The sequence below is a fragment of the Streptomyces sp. PA03-6a genome (assembly GCF_033792765.1).
Taxonomy (GTDB): domain Bacteria; phylum Actinomycetota; class Actinomycetes; order Streptomycetales; family Streptomycetaceae; genus Actinacidiphila.
Genome location: NZ_JARAVK010000076.1, coordinates 1 through 20168 on the forward strand (window position 1 = coordinate 1; position 20168 = coordinate 20168).

19 protein-coding genes and 1 riboswitch are annotated in these 20168 nt (G+C 70.7%); of the genes, 6 read left to right on the forward strand and 13 right to left on the reverse strand.

The window, feature by feature from the left end:
* Nucleotides 1-445: 445 nt before the first annotated feature.
* Both PV350_RS19720 and PV350_RS19725 read right to left on the reverse strand, forming a co-directional pair.
* On the reverse strand, nucleotides 446-1849 hold the full coding sequence (locus PV350_RS19720) for an NYN domain-containing protein (protein ID WP_499511417.1): 1404 nt from the start codon (nucleotides 1847-1849) through the stop codon (nucleotides 446-448).
* An 89-nt stretch (nucleotides 1850-1938) separates the two neighbouring features.
* Nucleotides 1939-2190: a hypothetical protein gene (locus PV350_RS19725; protein ID WP_499511418.1), complete on the reverse strand. Its 252-nt coding sequence runs from the start codon at nucleotides 2188-2190 to the stop codon at nucleotides 1939-1941.
* A 114-nt stretch (nucleotides 2191-2304) separates the two neighbouring features.
* Here PV350_RS19725 and PV350_RS19730 point away from each other — a divergent pair, with 114 nt between their 5' ends.
* Nucleotides 2305-3084 (forward strand): rhomboid family intramembrane serine protease, encoded by a 780-nt coding sequence (locus tag PV350_RS19730; RefSeq protein WP_500335129.1) that lies wholly within the window; start codon nucleotides 2305-2307, stop codon nucleotides 3082-3084.
* Nucleotides 3081-3362, forward strand: a complete 282-nt coding sequence (locus PV350_RS19735) for an Lrp/AsnC family transcriptional regulator (protein WP_018557042.1) — start codon at nucleotides 3081-3083, stop codon at nucleotides 3360-3362. Before PV350_RS19730 ends, PV350_RS19735 begins: the two co-directional genes overlap by 4 nt.
* 40 nt (nucleotides 3363-3402) lie before the next feature.
* On the opposite strand, the gene PV350_RS19740 is transcribed toward PV350_RS19735, so the two are convergent.
* From PV350_RS19740 to ctaE, 6 genes are all read right to left on the reverse strand, one after another.
* Nucleotides 3403-4797, reverse strand: a complete 1395-nt coding sequence (locus PV350_RS19740; RefSeq protein WP_499511420.1) for an aminotransferase class V-fold PLP-dependent enzyme — start codon at nucleotides 4795-4797, stop codon at nucleotides 3403-3405.
* Between the two features lie 151 nt (nucleotides 4798-4948).
* Nucleotides 4949-5065, reverse strand: a riboswitch (SAM riboswitch).
* Nucleotides 5066-5192: 127 nt separating this feature from the next.
* The gene (gene trpD, locus PV350_RS19745) at nucleotides 5193-6257 is read right to left on the reverse strand and encodes an anthranilate phosphoribosyltransferase (protein WP_500335131.1); all 1065 of its coding nucleotides are present in this window, start codon (nucleotides 6255-6257) and stop codon (nucleotides 5193-5195) included.
* 128 nt (nucleotides 6258-6385) lie between these two features.
* Entirely contained in the window at nucleotides 6386-8023 is a 1638-nt protein-coding gene (gene qcrB, locus PV350_RS19750) for a cytochrome bc1 complex cytochrome b subunit (RefSeq protein ID WP_499511422.1), read from the reverse strand.
* Complete coding sequence (gene qcrA / locus PV350_RS19755; RefSeq protein ID WP_499511423.1) at nucleotides 8020-9060, reverse strand: cytochrome bc1 complex Rieske iron-sulfur subunit; 1041 nt, start codon at nucleotides 9058-9060, stop codon at nucleotides 8020-8022. The genes qcrB and qcrA overlap by 4 nt, the downstream gene beginning before the upstream one ends.
* An 8-nt stretch (nucleotides 9061-9068) precedes the next feature.
* Complete coding sequence (gene qcrC / locus PV350_RS19760) at nucleotides 9069-9878, reverse strand: cytochrome bc1 complex diheme cytochrome c subunit (RefSeq protein ID WP_499511424.1); 810 nt, start codon at nucleotides 9876-9878, stop codon at nucleotides 9069-9071.
* A gap of 81 nt (nucleotides 9879-9959) precedes the next feature.
* Nucleotides 9960-10580, reverse strand: a complete 621-nt coding sequence (gene ctaE, locus PV350_RS19765) for an aa3-type cytochrome oxidase subunit III (protein WP_500335133.1) — start codon at nucleotides 10578-10580, stop codon at nucleotides 9960-9962.
* 169 nt (nucleotides 10581-10749) lie between these two features.
* Between ctaE and PV350_RS19770 the strand changes: the two genes are divergently transcribed.
* Nucleotides 10750-11151 (forward strand): hypothetical protein, encoded by a 402-nt coding sequence (locus tag PV350_RS19770; RefSeq protein WP_499511425.1) that lies wholly within the window; start codon nucleotides 10750-10752, stop codon nucleotides 11149-11151.
* Nucleotides 11152-11153: 2 nt separating this feature from the next.
* Here the strand turns inward: PV350_RS19770 and PV350_RS19775 are convergent, their stop codons facing one another.
* The 4 genes from PV350_RS19775 to ctaC form a co-directional block, all read right to left on the reverse strand.
* The gene (locus PV350_RS19775) at nucleotides 11154-12419 is read right to left on the reverse strand and encodes a L,D-transpeptidase (RefSeq protein ID WP_500335135.1); all 1266 of its coding nucleotides are present in this window, start codon (nucleotides 12417-12419) and stop codon (nucleotides 11154-11156) included.
* Between the two features lie 120 nt (nucleotides 12420-12539).
* Nucleotides 12540-12938 (reverse strand): cytochrome c oxidase subunit 4, encoded by a 399-nt coding sequence (locus tag PV350_RS19780; protein ID WP_499511427.1) that lies wholly within the window; start codon nucleotides 12936-12938, stop codon nucleotides 12540-12542.
* Complete coding sequence (gene ctaD, locus PV350_RS19785) at nucleotides 12935-14677, reverse strand: aa3-type cytochrome oxidase subunit I (RefSeq protein WP_499511428.1); 1743 nt, start codon at nucleotides 14675-14677, stop codon at nucleotides 12935-12937. The genes PV350_RS19780 and ctaD overlap by 4 nt, the downstream gene beginning before the upstream one ends.
* Complete coding sequence (ctaC, locus tag PV350_RS19790) at nucleotides 14674-15639, reverse strand: cytochrome c oxidase subunit II (RefSeq protein ID WP_499511429.1); 966 nt, start codon at nucleotides 15637-15639, stop codon at nucleotides 14674-14676. Before ctaC ends, ctaD begins: the two co-directional genes overlap by 4 nt.
* 268 nt (nucleotides 15640-15907) lie before the next feature.
* Between ctaC and PV350_RS19795 the strand changes: the two genes are divergently transcribed.
* A complete protein-coding gene (locus PV350_RS19795) occupies nucleotides 15908-17320 on the forward strand; it encodes a cysteine desulfurase/sulfurtransferase TusA family protein (RefSeq protein ID WP_499511430.1) in 1413 nt (470 codons plus the stop codon).
* Between the two features lie 45 nt (nucleotides 17321-17365).
* On the opposite strand, the gene PV350_RS19800 is transcribed toward PV350_RS19795, so the two are convergent.
* Nucleotides 17366-18340: a carbohydrate kinase family protein gene (locus PV350_RS19800; protein WP_499511431.1), complete on the reverse strand. Its 975-nt coding sequence runs from the start codon at nucleotides 18338-18340 to the stop codon at nucleotides 17366-17368.
* Nucleotides 18341-18477: 137 nt separating this feature from the next.
* Here PV350_RS19800 and PV350_RS19805 point away from each other — a divergent pair, with 137 nt between their 5' ends.
* Together PV350_RS19805 and PV350_RS19810 are read left to right on the forward strand one after the other, a co-directional pair.
* Nucleotides 18478-18681, forward strand: a complete 204-nt coding sequence (locus tag PV350_RS19805; RefSeq protein WP_499511432.1) for a hypothetical protein — start codon at nucleotides 18478-18480, stop codon at nucleotides 18679-18681.
* 102 nt (nucleotides 18682-18783) lie between these two features.
* On the forward strand, nucleotides 18784-20136 hold the full coding sequence (locus PV350_RS19810) for a hypothetical protein (protein ID WP_500335137.1): 1353 nt from the start codon (nucleotides 18784-18786) through the stop codon (nucleotides 20134-20136).
* Nucleotides 20137-20168: the final 32 nt, after the last annotated feature.

Consider the following 20168-nt stretch of genomic DNA (forward strand, 5'->3'; position numbering starts at 1 on the left):
TCTTGACGGACGGCTTGGCCGGCGCGGCCTGGGCGGCCTGCGCGGACAGGGCGACGGCTGCGGCGGCGGTCGCGGTGAGCACGGTGACACGTGTGCGACTGGCCTGCTTGGGACGACGGTGGGACGCCACTCGGGCGAGCTCCTTCTTCCTCCAGCCGCCTGCCGCATGCATCGGGAACTACGTTCCCCGGCTCCAAGCGTCGGCGTCCCCCGTCGTACGCGCGGCACTTCAGATCGGCGGGACCTCCGCCGCCATCCGGGCTGGATGATCGACTGGGCAGAGGTTCGAGGCACGACCCTAGTGACCATCTTGTGATCGGATCAAATCCCTGAAGAAAAAAAGTCGCTCGGCAGCGTTTTCTTTACACACATCGCACGTGCAGTGATGACGAGTTGACACTGCGTCCCCGAAAAGCGCCTCACACGCCCCACGGTGTGCTCCAGGTCACACCCGGGCAAGTCGCTTCAGCAACAAGGTGGATGCGACCGGGCGGGCGCCAACACGGGCCACACCGTCAGCAACTTCGCGATCGGAAGAAACCACCACAATCGGACGACCGGGAGGTTCCGCCCGAACCAGACGCCGGATCAACTCGTCCGCCGTCTCACCGGCCTTGCTGAACAGCACCCGCACCCCGCGCGGCGGTGCCAGCAGCACCGGGGCGTCCAGATCGGCGCCGTCGAAGACGCAGGTGACCTCGGAACCGCTCTGCGCCGCCAGCACGGCCAGGCCGCCCAGCAGCCGCAGCCGCTGCTTCTCCAACGGCAGCGCCGGATAACCGGTCTTGGTCACGTTGTAGCCGTCGACCACCAGATGGGACTGCGGCAGCGCCAGCAGCTGGTCCAGCAGCGCCGGGTCGTCCTCGGACAGGGCGCGCCGCGCGATGTCCTTGGGGCTGATCGCCCCCGGCGTGACCGCGTCGACGGTGTCCGCGGGCCGGGCGCCCAGGGTGTCGCGCGGCGGCAGCGCGAGCTCCCGGCGCAGTCCCGAGGCGGCGTCGAGCACGGTGTCCAGCAGCAGGCGCAGCCGCATGTCCTCGGTGCTGCGGCCCTCCCGGGCCGCCCGGCGGGACGCCTCCACGGCCTGCTCGGCCTCGGCGAGCCGGGCCCGCAGCCGGCGGGCCTCGCCGTCGGCCGAGGCCTTCTCCGCGGCCGCGGCCGCGCGGGTCTCGTCCAGTTCGGCCTCGACCTTGCGCAGCGCCGCCTCGGCTCGCTTCACGTCGCTCGCCGCGCTGCGCAGCTTGCGCTGCAGCGACTCGGCCTCCTTGCGGGCCGCCTCCAGCTCGGTGCGGACCCGGACGCCCTCGGTACGCGCCTGGGCACGGGCCTCGTCCAGTTCCACCTTCAGCTGCCGCAGCTCACGCTGCGTCTCCTCGCCGGCCCGTTCGGCGCTGACCCGCTGCGCCTCCTCGCCCGCGGCGGCCACCAGCTTGGCCCAGCCCGCGGGACGCAGCAGGTACGCGGCGGCCGCCACGTCCAGCGGGTCGACCGCGGGGGGCGGGGTGCCGGCGTCCAGCGCCTCGCACAGGTCCGGCTCGGACTCGCGCAGCCGTGCGCCCACCCGCTGCCGGAAGGAAGGGTCGCCCTCCAGGGCCGTGGCGAGCGCGGTGGCGGCGAACTTGGCGCGACGGCTCGGGGTGAACCGGGCGTACGGGCGCAGCACCGCGGGGAGCTCGCCCGGGGTCAGCCCGCCGAAGGCCTCCGCCGCCAGGGCGACCACGCGGTGCCGTACGCCCTCGGGCAGCGGCCGGTCCAGCGACTCGCCGTGGACGGACTCCTCCGGCGCAGCCGTAGCCTCGGGCGCGGCCGCTTCGTCGCCGCGGCCCGGGTTACCGCCGGTCCCGTCCACCCGTCACTCCCGTCCAGTCCGTGGGCGCCTCCCCGGCCTCCTTCAACCTCTCTGGCCGCGCCGCATTCTTCTATTGTCCCCGGCGGCGCTCAGGCCTGCGTCGCCGCCGCCGCGCCGGGGCGGTCGACCAGCTCGACCTGGTCCACGGCGTTGCACCAGCGGCAGCGCACCGACTCCACGGACTCGCTGAGCACCTCGCGCTCCTCGACCGTGGGCTCGCCCGCCAGGTCCAGGTGGACGTACTCGACGACCTTGCTGGAGCGGGTGACGTCGAACCGGGTCAGGTTGCCGCACAGGGAGCAACGCCAGCGGGTCGTGGCGGTCGGCAGGGGCACCGGCATCGGTCGTCTCCTCGGTCGCGCGGATGCGTTCCGGTCACCCTACGGCCTCGGTGGTCCCCCGCGCTGCGGCGAGGCGCCCCACGACCGTTACGCCCGTTCCGTCATGATCGGTCCATGGTCATCCCGGTGTACGACAAGAACCCCGTCCACCGCACACCCGTGGTGACGTACGGCCTGATCGGGCTGTGCGCGTTGCTCTTCCTCATCAGCCCGTCCTCCGGGCTCAACTACATGTACGGCATGGGCCACGATCAGGTGTGCGCCCAGGCGACGTACTTCGCCCGCTGGGGTGTCATCCCCGCCGAGCTCTGGCACGGCCGGATCCCCCTGGCGCAGGTGCCGATGCCGGCGGACTGCCCGCCACTGGGGTCCTTCGCCACCTCGCCGTTCGTGTCGGTGCTCACCGCACTGTTCGTCCACGGCAGTTGGGTCCACCTGCTCGGCAACATGCTGTTCCTCTGGGTCTTCGGCGACAACGTCGAGAACCGCATGGGCCGCTTCCGGTTCCTGCTCTTCTACGTCGTCTCGGGCTACCTGGCGACGTACGGCTACGCGCTCGGGCACGCCTCCTCGACCCAGACCCTGGTCGGGGCGTCCGGCGCGATCTCTGGGGTGCTCGGCGCGTACCTCTACCTCTACCCCAAGGCCCGGGTCACCAGTGTCTTCCCCTTCCTCTTCTTCCTGCCGCTGCGCTTCCCGGCCTGGATGGTGCTGATCTTCTGGTTCGTGCTGCAGTGGCTCGCCGGCGAGATCCAGCAGACCGGTCCCGGGGTGGCCTACCTCGCCCACATCACCGGCTTCGTCTTCGGCTTCCTGTGCGCGTGGGTGTGCTATCGCGCAACGCCTAAGCTTGAGCCCGCAGCCAGGGCGACCCAAGGAGACCTACAGCCGTGATCACCGCGATCGTGCTCATCAAGACCAGCGTCGACCGTATCCCCGAGATCGCGGAGTCCATCGCCGCACTCGACAGCGTCAGCGAGGTCTACTCCGTCACGGGGACGTACGACCTGGTCGCCATGGTGCGGGTGGCCCGGCACGACGAGCTCGCGGACGTCATCCCCGGCCGGATCAGCAAGATCCCCGGCGTCGAGGCCACGGACACGCACGTGGCCTTCCGCACCTACTCCCAGCACGACCTCGAGACGGCCTTCGCCATCGGCCTGGACGCGTGACCGCTCCGCCCGGCGCGGCGCCGCGGGGCCGGGCCGCCGCTCAGGCCTGGTCCCGGTCCGGGACGCAGCGGCCGTCCTCGGTGCGGTAGCGCCACTTGGCACCGTCCGCCACGAGCTCCCGCACCGCGGCGACGAAGCGCTCCACGTGCTCGTCCGGGGTGCCCGCGCCGAACGAGACGCGGATGGCGTTGAGCGTGGGGGCACCCCCGGCCGAGGGCCGGGCGAGCTCGCCGGGGGCGGCGTCGGGGGCCCCGCACTCACCCGGCTCCTGGTCGGCGCCGCCGAGCAGGGTGCGCACCAGGGGGTGCGCGCAGAAGAGGCCGTCGCGGACGCCGATCCCGTACTCGGCGGAGAGCGCCGCCGCGAAGTGGGAGCTGTTCCAGCCCTCGACGACGAAGGAGATGACGCCGACCCGGGGGGCGTCGTCGCCGAACAGCGACAGCACCTTCACCTCGGGCACCTCGGCCAGTCCGGCCCGCACCCGCGCCACCAGCGCCTGCTCGCGCTCGACCAGCCGGTCGAACCCGGCCTCCGTCAGCACACGGCAGGCCGAGGCGATCGCGTAGGCGCCGATGACGTTGGGCGAGCCGGCCTCGTGCCGGGCGGCCGTGGTGTGCCAGTCGACGTCCACGCCGCCGTCCGCGCGCCGGGCCACCCGCCGCGAGGCGCCGCCCCCGGCCAGGTAGGGCTCGGCCGCGCTCAGCCAGTCGGCGCGGCCGGCCAGCACACCGGAGCCGAACGGCGCGTACAGCTTGTGCCCGGAGAAGGCCACCCAGTCCACGTCGAGTTCGGCGATGTCCACCGGGTGGTGCGGGGCCAGCTGCGCCGCGTCCAGCACGATCCGGGCACCGTGCGCGTGGGCCGCCGCGGCCAGCTCCCGCACCGGCCACAGCTCGCCGGTCACGTTGGACGCCCCGGTCACGCAGACCAGCGCCGGTCCGTACGACTCCCGGGCGGCCAGTGCCCGCTCCAGTGTCGCCACGGCCTCCCCCGGGGTGCGGGGGGCGCCCAGGTAGGTCACGTCGGCGTTCCGCCACGGCAGCAGGGACGCGTGGTGCTCGGTCTCGAAGACGAAGACGCTCGTGCCGGCCGGTACGGCGGCGGCCAGCAGGTTCAGCGAGTCGGTGGTCGAACGGGTGAAGACCACCTGGTCGTCGGGGCGGCAGCCGAGGAACTCCGCGACCGTGGCCCGGCTCTGCTCGAACAGGTCCGTCGACAGCTGCGAGAGGTAGCCGGCCCCCCGGTGGACGCTGCCGTAGTACGGCGCGTAGGCCGCCACGTCGTCCCAGACCCGCTGCAGGGCGGGTGCGCTGGCCGCGTAGTCGAGGGCTGCGTAGCCGACCTCGCCCCCGGTCACGAGCGGCACGAGGACGTCGCGCCCGAGCACGGGCAGCGCGGTGTGGACGGACGAGGGCAGGGCAGGGCGCAGCGACATGGCGAAGTCTCCTGGGAGCATGCGGGAGTGACGGGACGTCAGTGATGACGGAACGGCCCTCGGCACGACGGGCGAAGGCCCGGGGAGGGGGGAGGACGGCTGGGGGCCCGAAAGGCCCTAGCGCATTCGCTTGCTCATGGAGGAACTCCTCTGACCGCGCTTGCCGCAGACCTCGCTGCCTGCGGCCTGGTCATCACCCGGGGCACCCCGCCACGGAAGGAGGGTTGCCGGACAGCGGGCCGGGGCCGTGTCGCTGTCACTCGTGACCTGCGCAGCATCATGCCACACGCGCGGGGCGCCGCAAGCCGCGGTCCGCATCCCGGACGGTCCGCCCGCGGGCGCACAGCACGGAGGGCCGGGGCAACGCCCCCGGCCCTCCACGGTCGTTCCCGCGACTACGCCTGCGTGGCCGCGGCCCACCGCTCCAGCGTCCGCGCGGCCGCACCCGAGTCGACCGACTCGGCCGCCCGGGCGATCCCGGCCGCGATCCGGTCGGTCAGCGAACCGCCCGCGCCCTCCAGCGCCACCAGCGCGGCCGCCGAGTTGAGCAGCACCGCGTCACGGACCGGGCCCGTCTCGCCGGCCAGCAGCCGCCGGGCGACGTCGGCGTTGTACGCCGCGTCCGCGCCCCGCAGCGCCTCGATCGGCACCAGTTCGATGCCGACGTCGCGCGGGTCGAAGGACTCCTGCCCGACCTTCCCGTCCCGCACCACCCACACCTGGGAGGTGGACGTGACGGTGAGCTCGTCCAGTCCGTCGTCGCCCCGGAACACCAGCGCGGAGGAGCCGCGGCGGGCCAGCACGCCGGCGATCAGCCCGGCCATCCGGGTGTCGAAGCACCCCACGGCGGAGGCGCCCACGCGTGCCGGGTTGGTCAGCGGGCCGAGGATGTTGAACGAGGTGGGGATGCCCAGGTCGCGGCGGGCCGGGGCGGCGAACCGCATCGCGGGGTGGAACTTCGCCGCGAAGCAGAAGGTGATCCCGGTGTCCTCGGCGACCTTCGCCACCCGGTCGGCGGGCAGGTCGAGGTTGATGCCGAGCTTCTCCAGGACGTCGGAGGCGCCGCTGGCGCTGCTGGCGGCGCGGTTGCCGTGCTTGACGACCTTGGCCCCCGTGCCGGCGATGACGATGGCCGACATCGTCGAGATGTTCACCGTCTTGGCCCGGTCACCGCCGGTGCCGACGATGTCCACGGCGGGGCCGGGGATGTGCAGCGGCTCCGCGTGCGCGTACATCGACTCGACGAGGCCGGTGACCTCCTCGACGGTCTCCCCTTTGGCCCGCAGCGCCACCATGAAGCCGGCGACCTGGGCGTCCGAGGCCTCACCGCTCATGATCCGGTCCATCGCCCACGCCGCCTCCGCGGCGGTCAGGTCCTTGCCGTTCAGCAGCGCACCCAGGACGTCGGGCCAGGAGCCGCCCGCCATTGATGCGCCTCCGGCGGGGTTCACAACGCTCATGGTCCACACTCCATGGGGTCTGACGTGCGACGGGAATCCTTCGGCTCCAGCCTATCGGCGCCGGGGAACGGGAAAGGGCCCCGTCCATCGGATGGACGGGACCCTGCCCGGTGGCACAGCTTCAGTGATCAGTGGTGACCGTGGCCGCTCGTGATCTCCTCGTACTCCTCGACCGTGGGCTTGTCGATCTGCGTCCCCTCGCCGTAGTAGCCGCGGGACAGCTTCGCGCGCAGCTTCGCGGTGGGGCCGACCTTCTTCTCCACGCCGTTCTCGTCGACCTCGGGGCCGACCTCGAGCGGCTTGGGCTGCTCGTGCTGGGTGAGCTTGAACAGCGAGCCCTGCTCCAGCGGCTCGTGGATCTCGATGAACTCACCGTGCGGGAGCCGCTTGATGATGCCGGTCTCGCGACCGTGCAGCACCTTGTCGCGGTCGCGTCGCTGCAGACCCAGGCAGATCCGCTTGGTGACGACGAAGACCAGCACCGGCAGCACGAAGAACGAGATCCGGACCACCCAGGTGATCGCGTTGATCGACAGATGGAAGCGGGTGGCGAAGAGGTCGTTGCCACCGCCGACGAGCAGGATCAGGTAGAGGCTGATCCAGGCGGCGCCGATGCCCGTGCGGACGGGCCGGTTGCGCGGCCGGTCGAGCAGGTGGTGCTCGCGCTTGTCACCGGTGACCCAGGATTCCAGGAACGGGTAGACGCCCATGAAGCCCAGGACCAGCGGGAAGATCACCAGCGGGATGAACACGCCCAGGACGAGCGTGTGGCCCGCGAAGTTGATCTCCCAGCCCGGCATGATGCGGATCAGGCCCTCGGAGAAGCCCATGTACCAGTCGGGCTGGGCGTCGGTCGACACCTGGTCCGGACGGTAGGGGCCGTACGCCCACACCGGGTTCACGGACACCAGCGCGGACATGGCCGCGATGACACCGAAGACGATGAAGAAGAAGCCGCCCGCCTTGGCCGTGTAGACCGGGAAGAACGGCATGCCCACGACGTTCTTCTCCGACTTGCCGGGGCCGGCCCACTGCGTGTGCTTGTGGTAGACGATCAGGATCAGGTGGGCCACCAGCAGGCCCGCCATGATGCCGGGGATCAGCAGCACGTGGATCGTGTAGAACCGCGGCACGATGTCGGTGCCGGGGAACTCACCGCCGAAGAGGAAGAACGAGAGGTACGTGCCGACGATCGGCACGGACAGCACGGCGCCTTCCATGAAGCGGATACCGGTGCCCGACAGCAGGTCGTCCGGCAGCGAGTAGCCCATGAAGCCGTCGAACATGCCGAGGAACAGCAGCAGGAAGCCGAAGACCCAGTTGACCTCGCGCGGCTTGCGGAACGCACCGGTGAAGAAGATGCGCATCATGTGCACGAGCATCGCGGCCACGAAGACGATGGCCGCCCAGTGGTGGATCTGGCGGACGAGCAGACCGCCGCGCACGTCGAAGCTGATGTGCAGGGTCGACGCGTACGCATCGGACATCGTGATGCCCTGCAGCGGCGCGTAGGAGCCGTCGTAGACGACCTCGTTCATCGCCGGGTGGAAGAACAGCGTCAGGTAGACACCGGTCAGGATGATGATGATGAAGCTGTAGAGGGCGATCTCGCCCAGCATGAAGGACCAGTGGTCCGGGAAGATCTTCCGCAGGTTGGCCTTGCCCAGGCTGTAGATGCCCAGCCGGCCGTCGGCCCAGTCGGCGACACGTTCGCCGGCGGGCGCCTTTCCGCGCTGCTTCGCGCTCGCGCTCGTGTTGGTGCTCATCCACGCTCCCAAAACGCAGGGCCCACGGGCTCTTCGAAGTCGCCCAGTGCCTCGAGGTAACCCTCACCGTTCACGCTGATGTGCAGCTGCGGCAGGGCGTGACCGGCGGGACCGAAGATCACCCGGGCACCGTCGGAAAGGTCGAACGTCGACTGGTGGCACGGGCAGAGCACGTGGTGCGTCTGCTGCTCGTAGAGGCTGATCGGGCAGCCGACGTGGGTGCAGATCTTGGAGAACGCCATGATGCCCTGGTGCGCCCACTCGCGGGACTTCTTGTCCTTGATGTCGTCCGGCTGGATGCGGACGATCATCAGGGCCGCCTTGGCGAGCTGCTCCTGGTAGTCGTGCTGCTCCTCCTCCAGGCCCTCGGGCACGGCGAAGGTGAGCGAGCCGACGGCGACGTCCTCGGGACGCAGCGGCTTGTTGGTGTTCTGGTTGATCAGCAGCCTGCCCTTGGACCACAGCGTGTGGCGCAGCTTGTCCTCCGGCAGCGGGCCGAGGTCGCGCAGCAGGAACACACCGGAGAGCGGCACCAGGGTCAGCGCGCCGAGCATGGTGTTGCGGATCAGCTTGCGGCGGCCGATCTGGCTCTCCCCGGCCCCGGTGGCGAAGTCGGCCTTGACCTTGGCGCTGACCTCGGGGCTCGCCTCGATCGGGTGGCGGTCGTCGGCGACCTCGACGTCCGACATCAGCGTGCGGGCCCAGTGGACCGCGCCGGCGCCGATGGCGAAGAGCGAGACGCCGAGGGTCATGCCCAGCGCGAAGTTCAGCGCGCTGATGTGACCCAGCGGCCAGATGTAGACGATCTTGTCGATCGGGATGACCACGAAGCTGGCGATGAAGGCCAGCGTGGCGAGCATCGACACGGTGAACAGGAAGGCCACCGTGCGCTCGGAGGACCTCGCGGCCTTCTCGTCGATGTCCTGGCGGCGCGGCAGGTGGGCCGGGAAGCCCGGGTCCGCGAACGGGTTCTCCGCGGTCGCGAGCTGGCCGCCGCCCTGGTGTGCCGGCCTGTCCGGCAGGTTCTCTTGTGACATGTCCTGACTCATGACTTCTTCGCCTTGGTGGTGTGGGCCGCGAGCCAAATGGCGCAGGCGATCAGGGCCCCGAGGCCGAAGATCCAGCCGAAGAGACCCTCGGTGACCGGGCCGAGGCTGCCCAGCGACATGCCGCCGGGGCTCGGCGCACCCTCGCCGTTGACAGCGTCGAGGTAAGCGATGATCTCCCGCTTGTTCTCCTCCGGCATCGTCGTGTCGGGGAAGGACGGCATGTTCTGCGGGCCGGTCAGCATGGCCTCGTACAGGTGCTTGTCGCTCACGCCTTCCAGCGTGGGCGCGTACTTGCCGTGCGTCAGCGCTCCGCCCTTGCCCTGGTAGTTGTGGCACTGGGCGCAGTTGGTGCGGAAGAGCTCCCCGCCGCGCGCGGCGTCGGCGCCGGCCGGGTCGTACTGCTCCTCGGTGGGCGTGACCGGGCCGGGGCCCAGCGAGGCGATGTACGCCGCGAGCTGGTCGATCTGCTTCTGGTCGTAGATGACCTTCTTGCGCGGCACCTGGGCGCCGGGCTGCTGGGCCGGCATGCGACCGGTGCCGACCTGGAAGTCCACGGCCGCGGAGCCGACGCCGACGAGGCTGGGGCCGTCACTGCCGCCCTGCCCCGACGTACCGTGGCAGCTGGAGCAGCCGACGGCGTACAGCTTCTTGCCCTCTTCGATGGCGAGGGACTGCGAGCTGTCGTCGGCCTGCGCCTTGGGCGCCGGCGCGAGCGCGGCGTACAGCCCCCCGATGGCCGTGAGCGCGACAAGTAGGACGACGAGCGCCGCCAGCGGGTGGCGCCGTCGTGCGGAGAGCTTTTTCACGGATTACCCCGGTGTCAGGATCTCTTGCGTCGATGGTTCTGGATGTCGTTGACCGTGTGCGCAACTCGCGCGGGGGCCCGACTACTTGATCAGGTAGATCGTGGCGAAGAGGCCGATCCAGACGACATCGACGAAGTGCCAGTAGTAGGACACGACGATGGCCGCAGTGGCCTGCTCGTGGGTGAACCGCCGTGCCGCGTAGGTCCGTCCGAGGACCAGCAGGAAGGCGATGAGACCACCCGTCACGTGCAGACCATGGAATCCGGTGGTCAGGTAGAACACCGAACCGTACGGGTCGGAGGAGAGCGAGAGGCCGTCCTCCTTGACCAGGTTGGTGTACTCGAAGATCTGACCGCCGATGAAGATCGCGCCCATGATGAACGTCACGATGAACCACGCGCGCAGCTTCTTCACATCGCCGCGCTCGGCGGCGAAGACACCCATCTGGCAGGTGAAGGAGGAGAGCACGAGGATCGTGGTGTTCGTCGCCGAGAACGGGATGTCCAGGACCTCGGCGTGCGCCTTCCAGTACTCGGCACCCGTCACCGAGCGAAGGGTGAAGTACATCGCGAAGAGGGCCGCGAAGAACATCAGCTCGGAACTCAGCCAGATGATGGTTCCGACGCTGGTGAGGTTCGGCCGGTTGACCGACGGGTGCGCGTGCCCGGTTTCTACTGCTGTTGCTGTCGCCACGACCGACATTATGTCGGTCGCTTATCTCGCGCTCACTCCGGGGGGTGCCATTCGGTGTGTCAAGGCCCTTGAGGTAGGGAAAGGCGTCCCCCGAAGGAGCTAACCCTCCTCGAAGCACCCTGCCCGGGAGTAAGGTTCGGCCACAGGCAGGCGACTCCACGAGGGCGAGGAGGCACGGATGCAGACGACCGCGACGGTGCTGGTCTACAGCGACGACAGGAACACCCGGGAACAGGTCCGTCTGGCCGTCGGCCGCCGCCTTGCGAGCGACCTGCCGCCGGTGGAGTACATGGAGTGCGCGACCCTCCCGGCGGTCCTCAGCGCGCTGGAGAACGGCGGCATCGACGCGTGCGTGTTCGACGGCGAGGCCGTCCCGGCCGGCGGCATGGGAGTGTGCCGCCAGGTGAAGGACGAGATCTTCCGCTGCCCGCCGGTGCTGGTGCTCATCGGGCGCCCCCAGGACGCCTGGCTGGCGAGCTGGAGCCGGGCCGACGCGGCGGTGAGCCACCCGGTCGACCCGGTCGCGCTGAACGAGGCCCTGGCGGGGCTGCTGAGGCAGCGGCTGGCCGTCGACGCGTAGCGTCACATCTCGGGCTGAAGACGGGCCTCAGGGGCGTCGGTACGGTCGGCGACGGCCGGGTCGGCGCCCTTGCGCGTTCCCGTCGCACTGCCCTTGCGCCACTCGCTCCAGGACAGGTTCCAGTCGCCGAAGCCGTTGCTGAAGGCGGGCATGTCCTCACCCAGGCTGTGGACGACCGAGACCAGGTCGCCGCGCCGCACGTTGTCGAAGAACCAGTGGGCGTTCTCGGTGCTCATGCCGACGCAGCCGTGGCTGACGTTGGCGATCCCCTGCGAGCCCACCGACCAGGGCGCCGCGTGCACGTACTCACCGCTCCAGGTCACGCGGGTGGCCCACTGGACGGGCAGGTCGTAGGAGTCGGAACTGCCCGAGGCGATCCCCACGGTCTCGCTGCGCATCCGCACGTTGGCCTCCTGACCCAGCACCACCTTGATGCCGTTGCGGGTGGAGAACCCCGGCTTGCCGGTGGTCACCGGGATGGTGCGGACGAGCTTGCCGTTGCGCTTGAAGGTCATGGAGTGCGTGGCGGCGTCGGTGACGGCCTCGATGCGGTCGCCGGTGCGCAGCGTCAGCGGCTTGACGTCGCCCCCGTAGAGCGAGCCCTTGATGTGCACGTTGTCCAGGGTGCTGCGCACGTCGATGCGGGCGTGCGCGGGCCAGTAGGTACGGGGGCGGTAGTGCAGGGTCTTGTCGTCGACCCAGTACCAGGCGCCCTCGTCGGCCGCCGGGGAGGCGTTGACGTGCAGGTTGCGCTCGACGACGCTCCGGCCGAGGGTGTCCTTCACGGCCGCGCTGAGCTCGGCGGTGATGGGCTGTCCGACGCCGTAGGTGCCGCTCTCCGGGCCGAAGGTGACCTTCAGATGGCGCTTGGTGCCCGAGGTGTCCACGGCGAGCGTCTTGCGTCCCTGGTGGCCCTTCGCGTCCTCGGTGGTCACCTGGACGACATAGTGCGCCGCGGAGGAGAGCTTCGAGGTGCTGCGCCAGCGCTTGCCGTCCGCGGACAGGCGGCCGCTCACGTAGCGTCCCGAACCGTCGGTGGCCGTCACGTCGGTGATGCGGTTGCCTTCACCCTTGACGGTGATTTCCAGCGGCTTCTTCGGGTCGGCCTTCTTCGACCCGGTGGTTCCCCCGGTCCACGCGACCTGGCCGGCGGCGTCGTAGGGGGCGGTGGCGAGGGGATCGCCGCCGCCCGAACAGGAGGCCAGCGGCGCGGAGAGTGTCACTGCAGCGATCGCGGTCGCCATGCGGCGCGGAGAAAAGTGACCCATGGTCACCACGCTAAGCAGAGATGATCTACGGCGCTCGCCGAGCGCGTACGAACGGGCGATGGCCCGGACCCCCCGTTCGGGGTCCGGGCCATCGCCGTGCGGTGCGTGGGCGCCGGGCGCTCACTGGGTGCGGTTCTCACCCCGGTAGTACTCGAAGACCCAGCCCCACAGGCCGACGAGGATGAAGGGCGCGCCGAAGTAGATCAGCCACCAGCCGAAGATGATGCCCAGGAAGGCGGTGGCTCCACCGAAGGCCAGCAGCAGCGGCTGCCAGCTGTGCGGGCTGAAGAAGCCCAGCTCGCCGGAGTCGTCCGCGACGTCCGCGTCCTCACGGTCCTGGGCGCCGGTGTCGGCGCGCCGGGCGGTGAAGGCCAGGTAGAAACCGACCATCACGGCGAGGCCGAAGGAGAGGAAGAGCGCCGTGGTGCCGACCGGCTCCTTGGACCACAGGCCGTAGACGACGGCCATGCCCAGGAAGAAGACGGACAGCCACAGGAACAGCTTGCCCTGGAACTTCACTTGCCGCTCTCCTTCTCATCGCCGCCGGAGACGGCCGGAGCCGCGCCGACGTTCTCCAGCTGGTCCAGAGCGGCCATCTCCGGGTGGTGGAGGTCGAAGGCCGGGGATTCGGACCGGATGCGGGGCAGCGTGAGGAAGTTGTGCCGCGGCGGCGGGCAGGAGGTCGCCCACTCCAGCGAGCGGCCGTAGCCCCACGGGTCGTCCACCTCGACCGGCTTGCCGTACTTCGCCGTCTTCCACACGTTGTAGATGAACGGCAGGACCGACAGGCCCAGCAGGAAGGAGCTGATCGTCGAGATGGTGTTCAGCGTGGTGAAGCCGTCGGCGGCCAGGTAGTCCGCGTAGCGGCGGGGCATGCCCTCGGCACCCAGCCAGTGCTGGACGAGGAAGGTGCCGTGGAAGCCGATGAACAGCGTCCAGAAGGTGATCTTGCCCAGGCGCTCGTCGAGCATCTTGCCGGTGAACTTCGGCCACCAGAAGTGGAAGCCGGAGAACATCGCGAAGACGACCGTGCCGAAGACGACGTAGTGGAAGTGCGCCACCACGAAGTACGAGTCGGAGACGTGGAAGTCCAGCGGCGGCGAGGCCAGGATGACACCGGTCAGACCACCGAAGGTGAAGGTGATCAGGAAGCCGATGGCCCAGAGCATGGGTGTCTCGAAGCTCAGTGAGCCCTTCCACATGGTGCCGATCCAGTTGAAGAACTTCACACCGGTCGGTACCGCGATCAGGAAGGTCATGAAGGAGAAGAACGGCAGCAGCACACCGCCGGTGACGTACATGTGGTGGGCCCACACCGTCGCCGAGAGGCCGGCGATCGAGATCGTCGCCGCGATGAGGCTGACGTAGCCGAACATCGGCTTCCGGGAGAAGACCGGGATGACCTCGCTGATGATGCCGAAGAACGGCAGCGCGATGATGTACACCTCTGGGTGCCCGAAGAACCAGAAGAGGTGTTGCCACAGCAAGGCGCCGCCGTTGGCGGCGTCGAACACGTGCGCACCGAACTTCCGGTCCGCCTCCAGGGCCAGCAGCGCGGCGGCCAGCACCGGGAAGGCGAAGAGCACCAGCACACCGGTGAGCAGCACGTTCCAGACGAAGATCGGCATCCGGAACATCGTCATGCCGGGGGCGCGCATGCAGATGATCGTGGTGATGAAGTTGACCGAGCCGAGGATCGTACCGAAGCCGGAGAACGCCAGACCCATGATCCACAGGTCGCTGCCGATGCCCGGCGAGCGGACCGCGTCGGTCAGCGGGGAGTAGGCGAACCAGCCGAAGTCGGCCGCGCCGTTCGGGGTGAGGAAGCCGGCGACCGCGATCAGCGAGCCGAACAGGTAGAGCCAGTAGGCGAACATGTTCAGCCGCGGGAACGCGACGTCGGGGGCGCCGATCTGCAGCGGCATGATCCAGTTCGCGAAGCCGGCGAAGAGCGGGGTCGCGAACATCAGCAGCATCACGGTGCCGTGCATCGTGAAGAGCTGGTTGAACTGCTCGTTGGACACCACCTGGGTGCCCGGGCGGGCGAGTTCGGCGCGCATGACGAGCGCCATCACGCCACCGATGAGGAAGAAGAAGAACGACGTCGCCAGGTAGAGCGTGCCGATCGTCTTGTGGTCGGTGGTGGTCAGCCACTTGACGATGACGTTGCCCGGCTGCTTCGTGCGGACCGGCATCTCGTCCGCGTACGCGTCGTCGTGCGCGGCGGCCGCACCGTGGGGTTCGTTGAGAATGCTCACTGGGTCTTGGTCTCCGCGTTCTTGGCGTTGCCGGTGGTGGCAATGCCTGCCGGGACGTAACCGGTCTGGCCCTTCTTCGCCAGGTCCTGGAGGTGCTGCTTGTAGGCCTCCGGGGAGACGACCTTGACGTTGAAGAGCATCCGGGAGTGGTCCACACCGCACAGCTCGGCGCACTTGCCCACGAAGGTGCCCTCCTTGTTGGGGGTCACCTGGAAGACGTTGGTGTGTCCGGGGATGACGTCCATCTTCATCAGGAAGGGAACCACCCAGAAGGAGTGGATGACGTCACGCGAGGTGAGGACGAACCGGACCGACTCGCCCTTGGGGAGCCACAGGGTCGGGCCCGGGTTGCCGGTGTCCTGGTCCTTCGAGGCGGGCGTGCCGAAGTCGTAGACGCCGTCGGCACCCGCGGGCGCGTCCAGCTTCTTCGCCGAGATCGTGGAGAGCTCCGCGGGCACCGTTCCGGCCGCCGGGGTCGACGGGTTGCCGTCCACGTCCTCGACGTAGTTGAAGGCCCAGCTCCACTGGAAGCCGACCACGTTGACGACGTGGTCGGGCCGCGCGGAGGTCTCCAGGAGCTTGGACTCGTCCCGGGCGGTGAAGTAGAAGAGCACCGAGATGATGACCAGCGGGACGGTGGTGAAGAGCGCCTCGATCGGCATGTTGTAGCGGATCTGGGGCGGGATCTCCACCTTGGTGCGGCTGCGCCGGTGGAAGATGATGCTCCAGAGGATCAAGCCCCACACGAGCACGCCGACCGCCAGCGCGGCGGCCCAGGAACCCTGCCAGAGCGACAGGATCCGCGGTGCCTGCTCCGTGACGGGGCTGGGCATGCCGAGGCGGGGGAAGTCCTCGTATGTGCAACCGGTGGCGGTCGCAAGGACCAGGCCCGCGGCCAGCGCCTGCGGCAGAATCCGCCGCATCGGGCGCCGCGACGAGCGGTCGGAGCCGTAGGGACTCACGTAGCGCCTTCCCGAGAGTCTCGCCCACGCGTCCGGATGCCCGGCCTGTGCTGGTCGGTCGCCCTGGCGCGGGCAGTGGTGTGGATGTTTATGCGGACCAAACCCTACTGGACTCGATTTTGGGGCGCGCGGGGAGGGGTGCCAACGCGCCGGGGCTGCCCCCGAAGGGGTGTCGGGCACCGCTGCGCACCTGCGGAGGGCCCCGTTTCGGGGGCTTTTGACTGGCCCCCAGACGCTCCGCGGGACGCCGGGGCGTAGCGTGCAGGACGTGCCTTACTTCGACGCCGCGTCCGCCGCACCACTGCATCCCGTCGCCCGGCAGGCACTCCTCGCCGCGCTCGACGAAGGGTGGGCCGATCCCTCCCGGCTCTACCGCGAGGGGCGCCGCGCACGGCTGCTCCTCGACGCCGCCCGGGAGGCCGCCGCCGACGCCGTCGGATGCCGTCCGGACGAACTCGTTTTCACTCCTTCGGGTACTCGTGCGGTGCACGCGGGGGTGGCCGGGGCGCTCGCCGGCCGACGCCGGGTCGGCCGGCACGTGGTCGTCTCGGCCGTCGAGCACTCCTGCGTGCTCCACGCGGTGGAGGACGCCGACGTCACGGAGGTGGGCACGGACCGCACGGGTCTGGTCGACGCCGGCGCCTTCGGCGCCGCGCTGCGCGAGGACACCGCGCTGGCCTGCCTGCAGTCCGCCAACCACGAGGTCGGCACGGTGCAGCCGGTCGACCGGGCCGCCGAGCTGTGCCGGGCGGCGGGGGTGCCGCTGCTCGTGGACGCCGCCCAGTCACTGGGCTGGGGCGCGGTGGCGGGTGGCTGGTCGCTGCTGACCGCGAGCGCCCACAAGTGGGGCGGGCCGTCCGGCGTCGGCCTGCTGGCGGTCCGCAAGGGCACCCGCTTCGCCGCCCAGCACCCCGCGGACGAACGGGAGTCGGGGCGCGCGCCCGGCTTCGAGAACCTGCCCGCGATCGTCGCCGCGGCGGCCTCCCTGCGGGCGGTGCGCGCCGCGGCGGACGCGGAGGCGGCACGGCTGTCCGCCCTGGTGGACCGCATCCGGACCGCGGTGCCCGAACTCCTCCCGGACGTCGAGGTGGTGGGCCACCCCGAGGTGCGGCTGCCGAACGTGGTGACCTTCTCCTGCCTCTACGTGGACGGCGAGGCGCTGCTGCACGAACTGGACCGGGAGGGCTTCTCCGTCTCCTCCGGGTCGTCGTGCACCTCCAGCACGCTGACGCCCAGCCACGTGCTGAAGGCGATGGGCGTGCTGTCCGAGGGGAACGTCCGGGTCTCGCTGCCGGCGGGCACCGAGGCGGGCGACGTGGACCGCTTCCTCGAGGTGCTGCCGGGCGTGGTGCGGACGGTACGGGAGCGGCTCGGCGCTCCGGCGCCGGCGTCCGGGCCCGCGGCGCGGGCGGTGCGGACGGCGGGAGGAGCGGGAGCGGCGGAGGAGGAGGGCGAGCCCGACCTCGTCGTGGACTCCCTCGGCAAGCGGTGCCCGATCCCGGTCATCGAGCTGGCGAAGGTCATCGGGGACGTGCCGGTCGGCGGCGTCGTGTCGGTGCTCTCCGACGACGAGGCCGCCCGGCTCGACATCCCCGCGTGGTGCGACATGCGCGAGCAGGAGTACCTCGGCGCGCACGCCGCGCCCCGCGGCGTCGCGTACTGGGTGCGTCGCGTCTCCTGACGGGCCCGGGGGTCGCGGGCGGTCGCCCGCAACCCCCGGTGAGCCTCAGTGCAGGTGGGTGCGGACCTCTTCGGCGGCCTCGTCGCCGTAGGCCTTGGTGAAGCGGTCCATGAAGTGGGCCCGCCGCAGCTGGTACTCCTGGGTCCCGAGGGTCTCGATCACCAGCGTCGCCAGCATGCAGCCCACCTGCGCCGCGCGCTCCGCCTCGACGCCCCAGGCGAGGCCGGACAGGAAGCCGGCGCGGAAGGCGTCGCCGACGCCGGTGGGGTCGACCTTGGCGTCCTCCTCCGGGCAGCCCACGACGATCGGCTCCTCGCCGGCCCGCTCGATGCGGACGCCGCGCGAGCCCAGCGTGGTGACGCGGGTGCCGACCCGGCCGAGGATCTCCTCGTCCGTCCAGCCGGTCTTGGACTCGATGAGGCCCTTCTCGTACTCGTTGGAGAAGAGGTAGGCCGCGCCGTCCAGCAGTATCCGGATCTCGTCGCCGTTCATGCGGGCGATCTGCTGCGAGAAGTCCGCCGCCCACGGGATGTCGCGGGAGCGGCACTCCTCGGTGTGGCGGAGCATCGCCTCGGGGTCGTCGGCGCCGATGAGCACCAGGTCGAGACCGCCGACGCGGGCGGCGACCGAGTGCAGCTCGATGAGGCGGGCCTCGCTCATGGCGCCGGTGTAGAAGGAGCCGATCTGGTTGTGGTCGGCGTCGGTGGTGCAGACGAAGCGCGCCGTGTGCAGCACCTCGGAGATGCGGACGGAGGCGGTGTCGACGCCGTGCCGGTCGAGCCAGGCGCGGTACTCGTCGAAGTCGGAGCCGGCGGCGCCGACGAGGACGGGCCGGACACCCAGCTGGCCCATGCCGAAGCAGATGTTCGCACCGACGCCACCGCGGCGTACGTCGAGCGTGTCGACCAGGAAGGAGAGGGAGACCGTGTGCAGCTGGTCGGCGACGAGCTGGTCGGCGAATCGGCCGGGGAAGGTCATCAGGTGGTCGGTGGCGATGGAGCCGGTGACTGCGATACGCACGGCTGGAACGCTCCTGCGGAGGCGGGCTGCGGACGGGACCTGTCCACGCTACCGGCTGGGCCGGTGGACGCCGACATGGTGAAACTACCCGATAGTAGGGCTTTCTCCCGTGACGCCACGTGCCTAGGGTCGTATGCATGACCACTCCTCTTCCCCCCGCGCCCCTCGGCGACCCCGAGTCGCTCGCCGAGCTCATCGGCGACTGCCGCAAGATGGCCGCGCACTGGGAGGTCCCCGCGGAGGACGAGTCCGCGCGGGTCAGCCCGGCGAGCCTGCACGGGATCACGGTGCCGGCCGCGTCGTCGCACGTCGTCGAGGGCATGGCCGAGTACGCCGACTGATCGGAACCGCGAGGCGCTCCGGCCCGTCCAAGTGGCGTCCCCCGGTTGAAGGACCGGGACGTCAGCAGCTGTACGCAGCTGTGCGGAGCCGAAGGAGCCATCGTGGACAGCGAGCCGACGCGCACGCGCCGCCGGCACAGGTCGCCGTGGGTGATGTCCACGGTGGCCGTGGCCGTACTGGCCGCCGGGGGCGGCGGCGCCTACTGGGCCTCGTCGAGTGCCGAGGGCGGTGTCCCGCGCGCCTCGGGCGGCAGCGGGAACGATGCCCCGGAGCCGCTCGAACTGGACGCCGCCACCGGCGGCACGGGTGCCGAGCTCACCGTCCGGGGCGATCTGCCCGACGGCCCCTCCTCCGCCGCCGTGCAGCGGCCGGGCAACGTGTCACGCGCCGCCGTGGAACGGCTCGCCCGGGCCCTGGGCGTGCCCGGCACGGTGAAGTCCGACCACGGCGTCTGGAAGGCCGGCGGTACGCCGGACGGCGGCGGTCCGGTGCTCCGGGTGAACAAGGACGCGCCGGGTACCTGGGCGTACTCGTACTACGGCGCCGCACCCCGCAAGGGCCGCGCCCCGGCGCAGGACGACCTCGCGGTGCCGTCGGCGGAGGCGCTGCGCAAGGCCGCGCCGGTCTTCGCGGCGCTGGGACTGAAGGGCGCGCGTACGGACGCGAGCGAGGTCTCGGGGGTCCTGCGCACGGTCACCGCGGACCCGCGGGTGGCGGGGCTGCCCACGCACGGCTGGCGGTCGGCGGTGCAGGTCGCCTCGGACGGGCTGCTGGTCACCGGGTACGGCATGATGGCGCCGCTGACCAGGGGTGACACCTACCCGGTGGTGTCGGCGAAGCAGGCGCTGAAGCTGCTGGGGCGCCCCGGGACGGGCGGTGACCTGGGGATCGGCGACTGCCCCACCGTGGTGCCGAAGCCCTCCCGCGCCCCCGGCGACGACCCGACGCTGCCGCAGGTGCTCCCCTGCGTGCCGACGGCGCACCGGCCGATGGAGGTGCGGAAGGCCGAGTTCGGCCTGTCGGCGCAGTTCGTGGCCGGGCGGCAGGCACTCGTGCCGTCCTGGCTCTTCGAGGTGGCGCAGGAGGGCGTCACGCGCACCTCGGTGCTGGCCCAGACGGCGGTGGACCCGGCGTACGTGCGGGGCGGCACGGCCTCCCCCGCGCCCTCGGGGACGTCGGCGCCGGCCGCCGGGACGGCGAAGGTCGAGTCGTACCGCGCCGAGGGGACGGAGCTGACCCTGCGCTTCTGGGGCGGGGTGTGCAGCGACTACACGGCCTCGGCCGACGGGGCGGGCGCGGTGGTGAAGGTCAAGGTCACCGCGGTGGAGAAGGAGCCGGGGAAGGCCTGCATCATGATCGCCGAGCGGTTCTCCCGCACGGTCCGGCTCGACACGCCGCTGGGCGACCGCAAGGTCGTCGACCTCTCCGACGGCAGTACGGTGCCGCGGAAGTAGCCGGCGGGGCCCCGGTAGGGCGCGTCAGGACA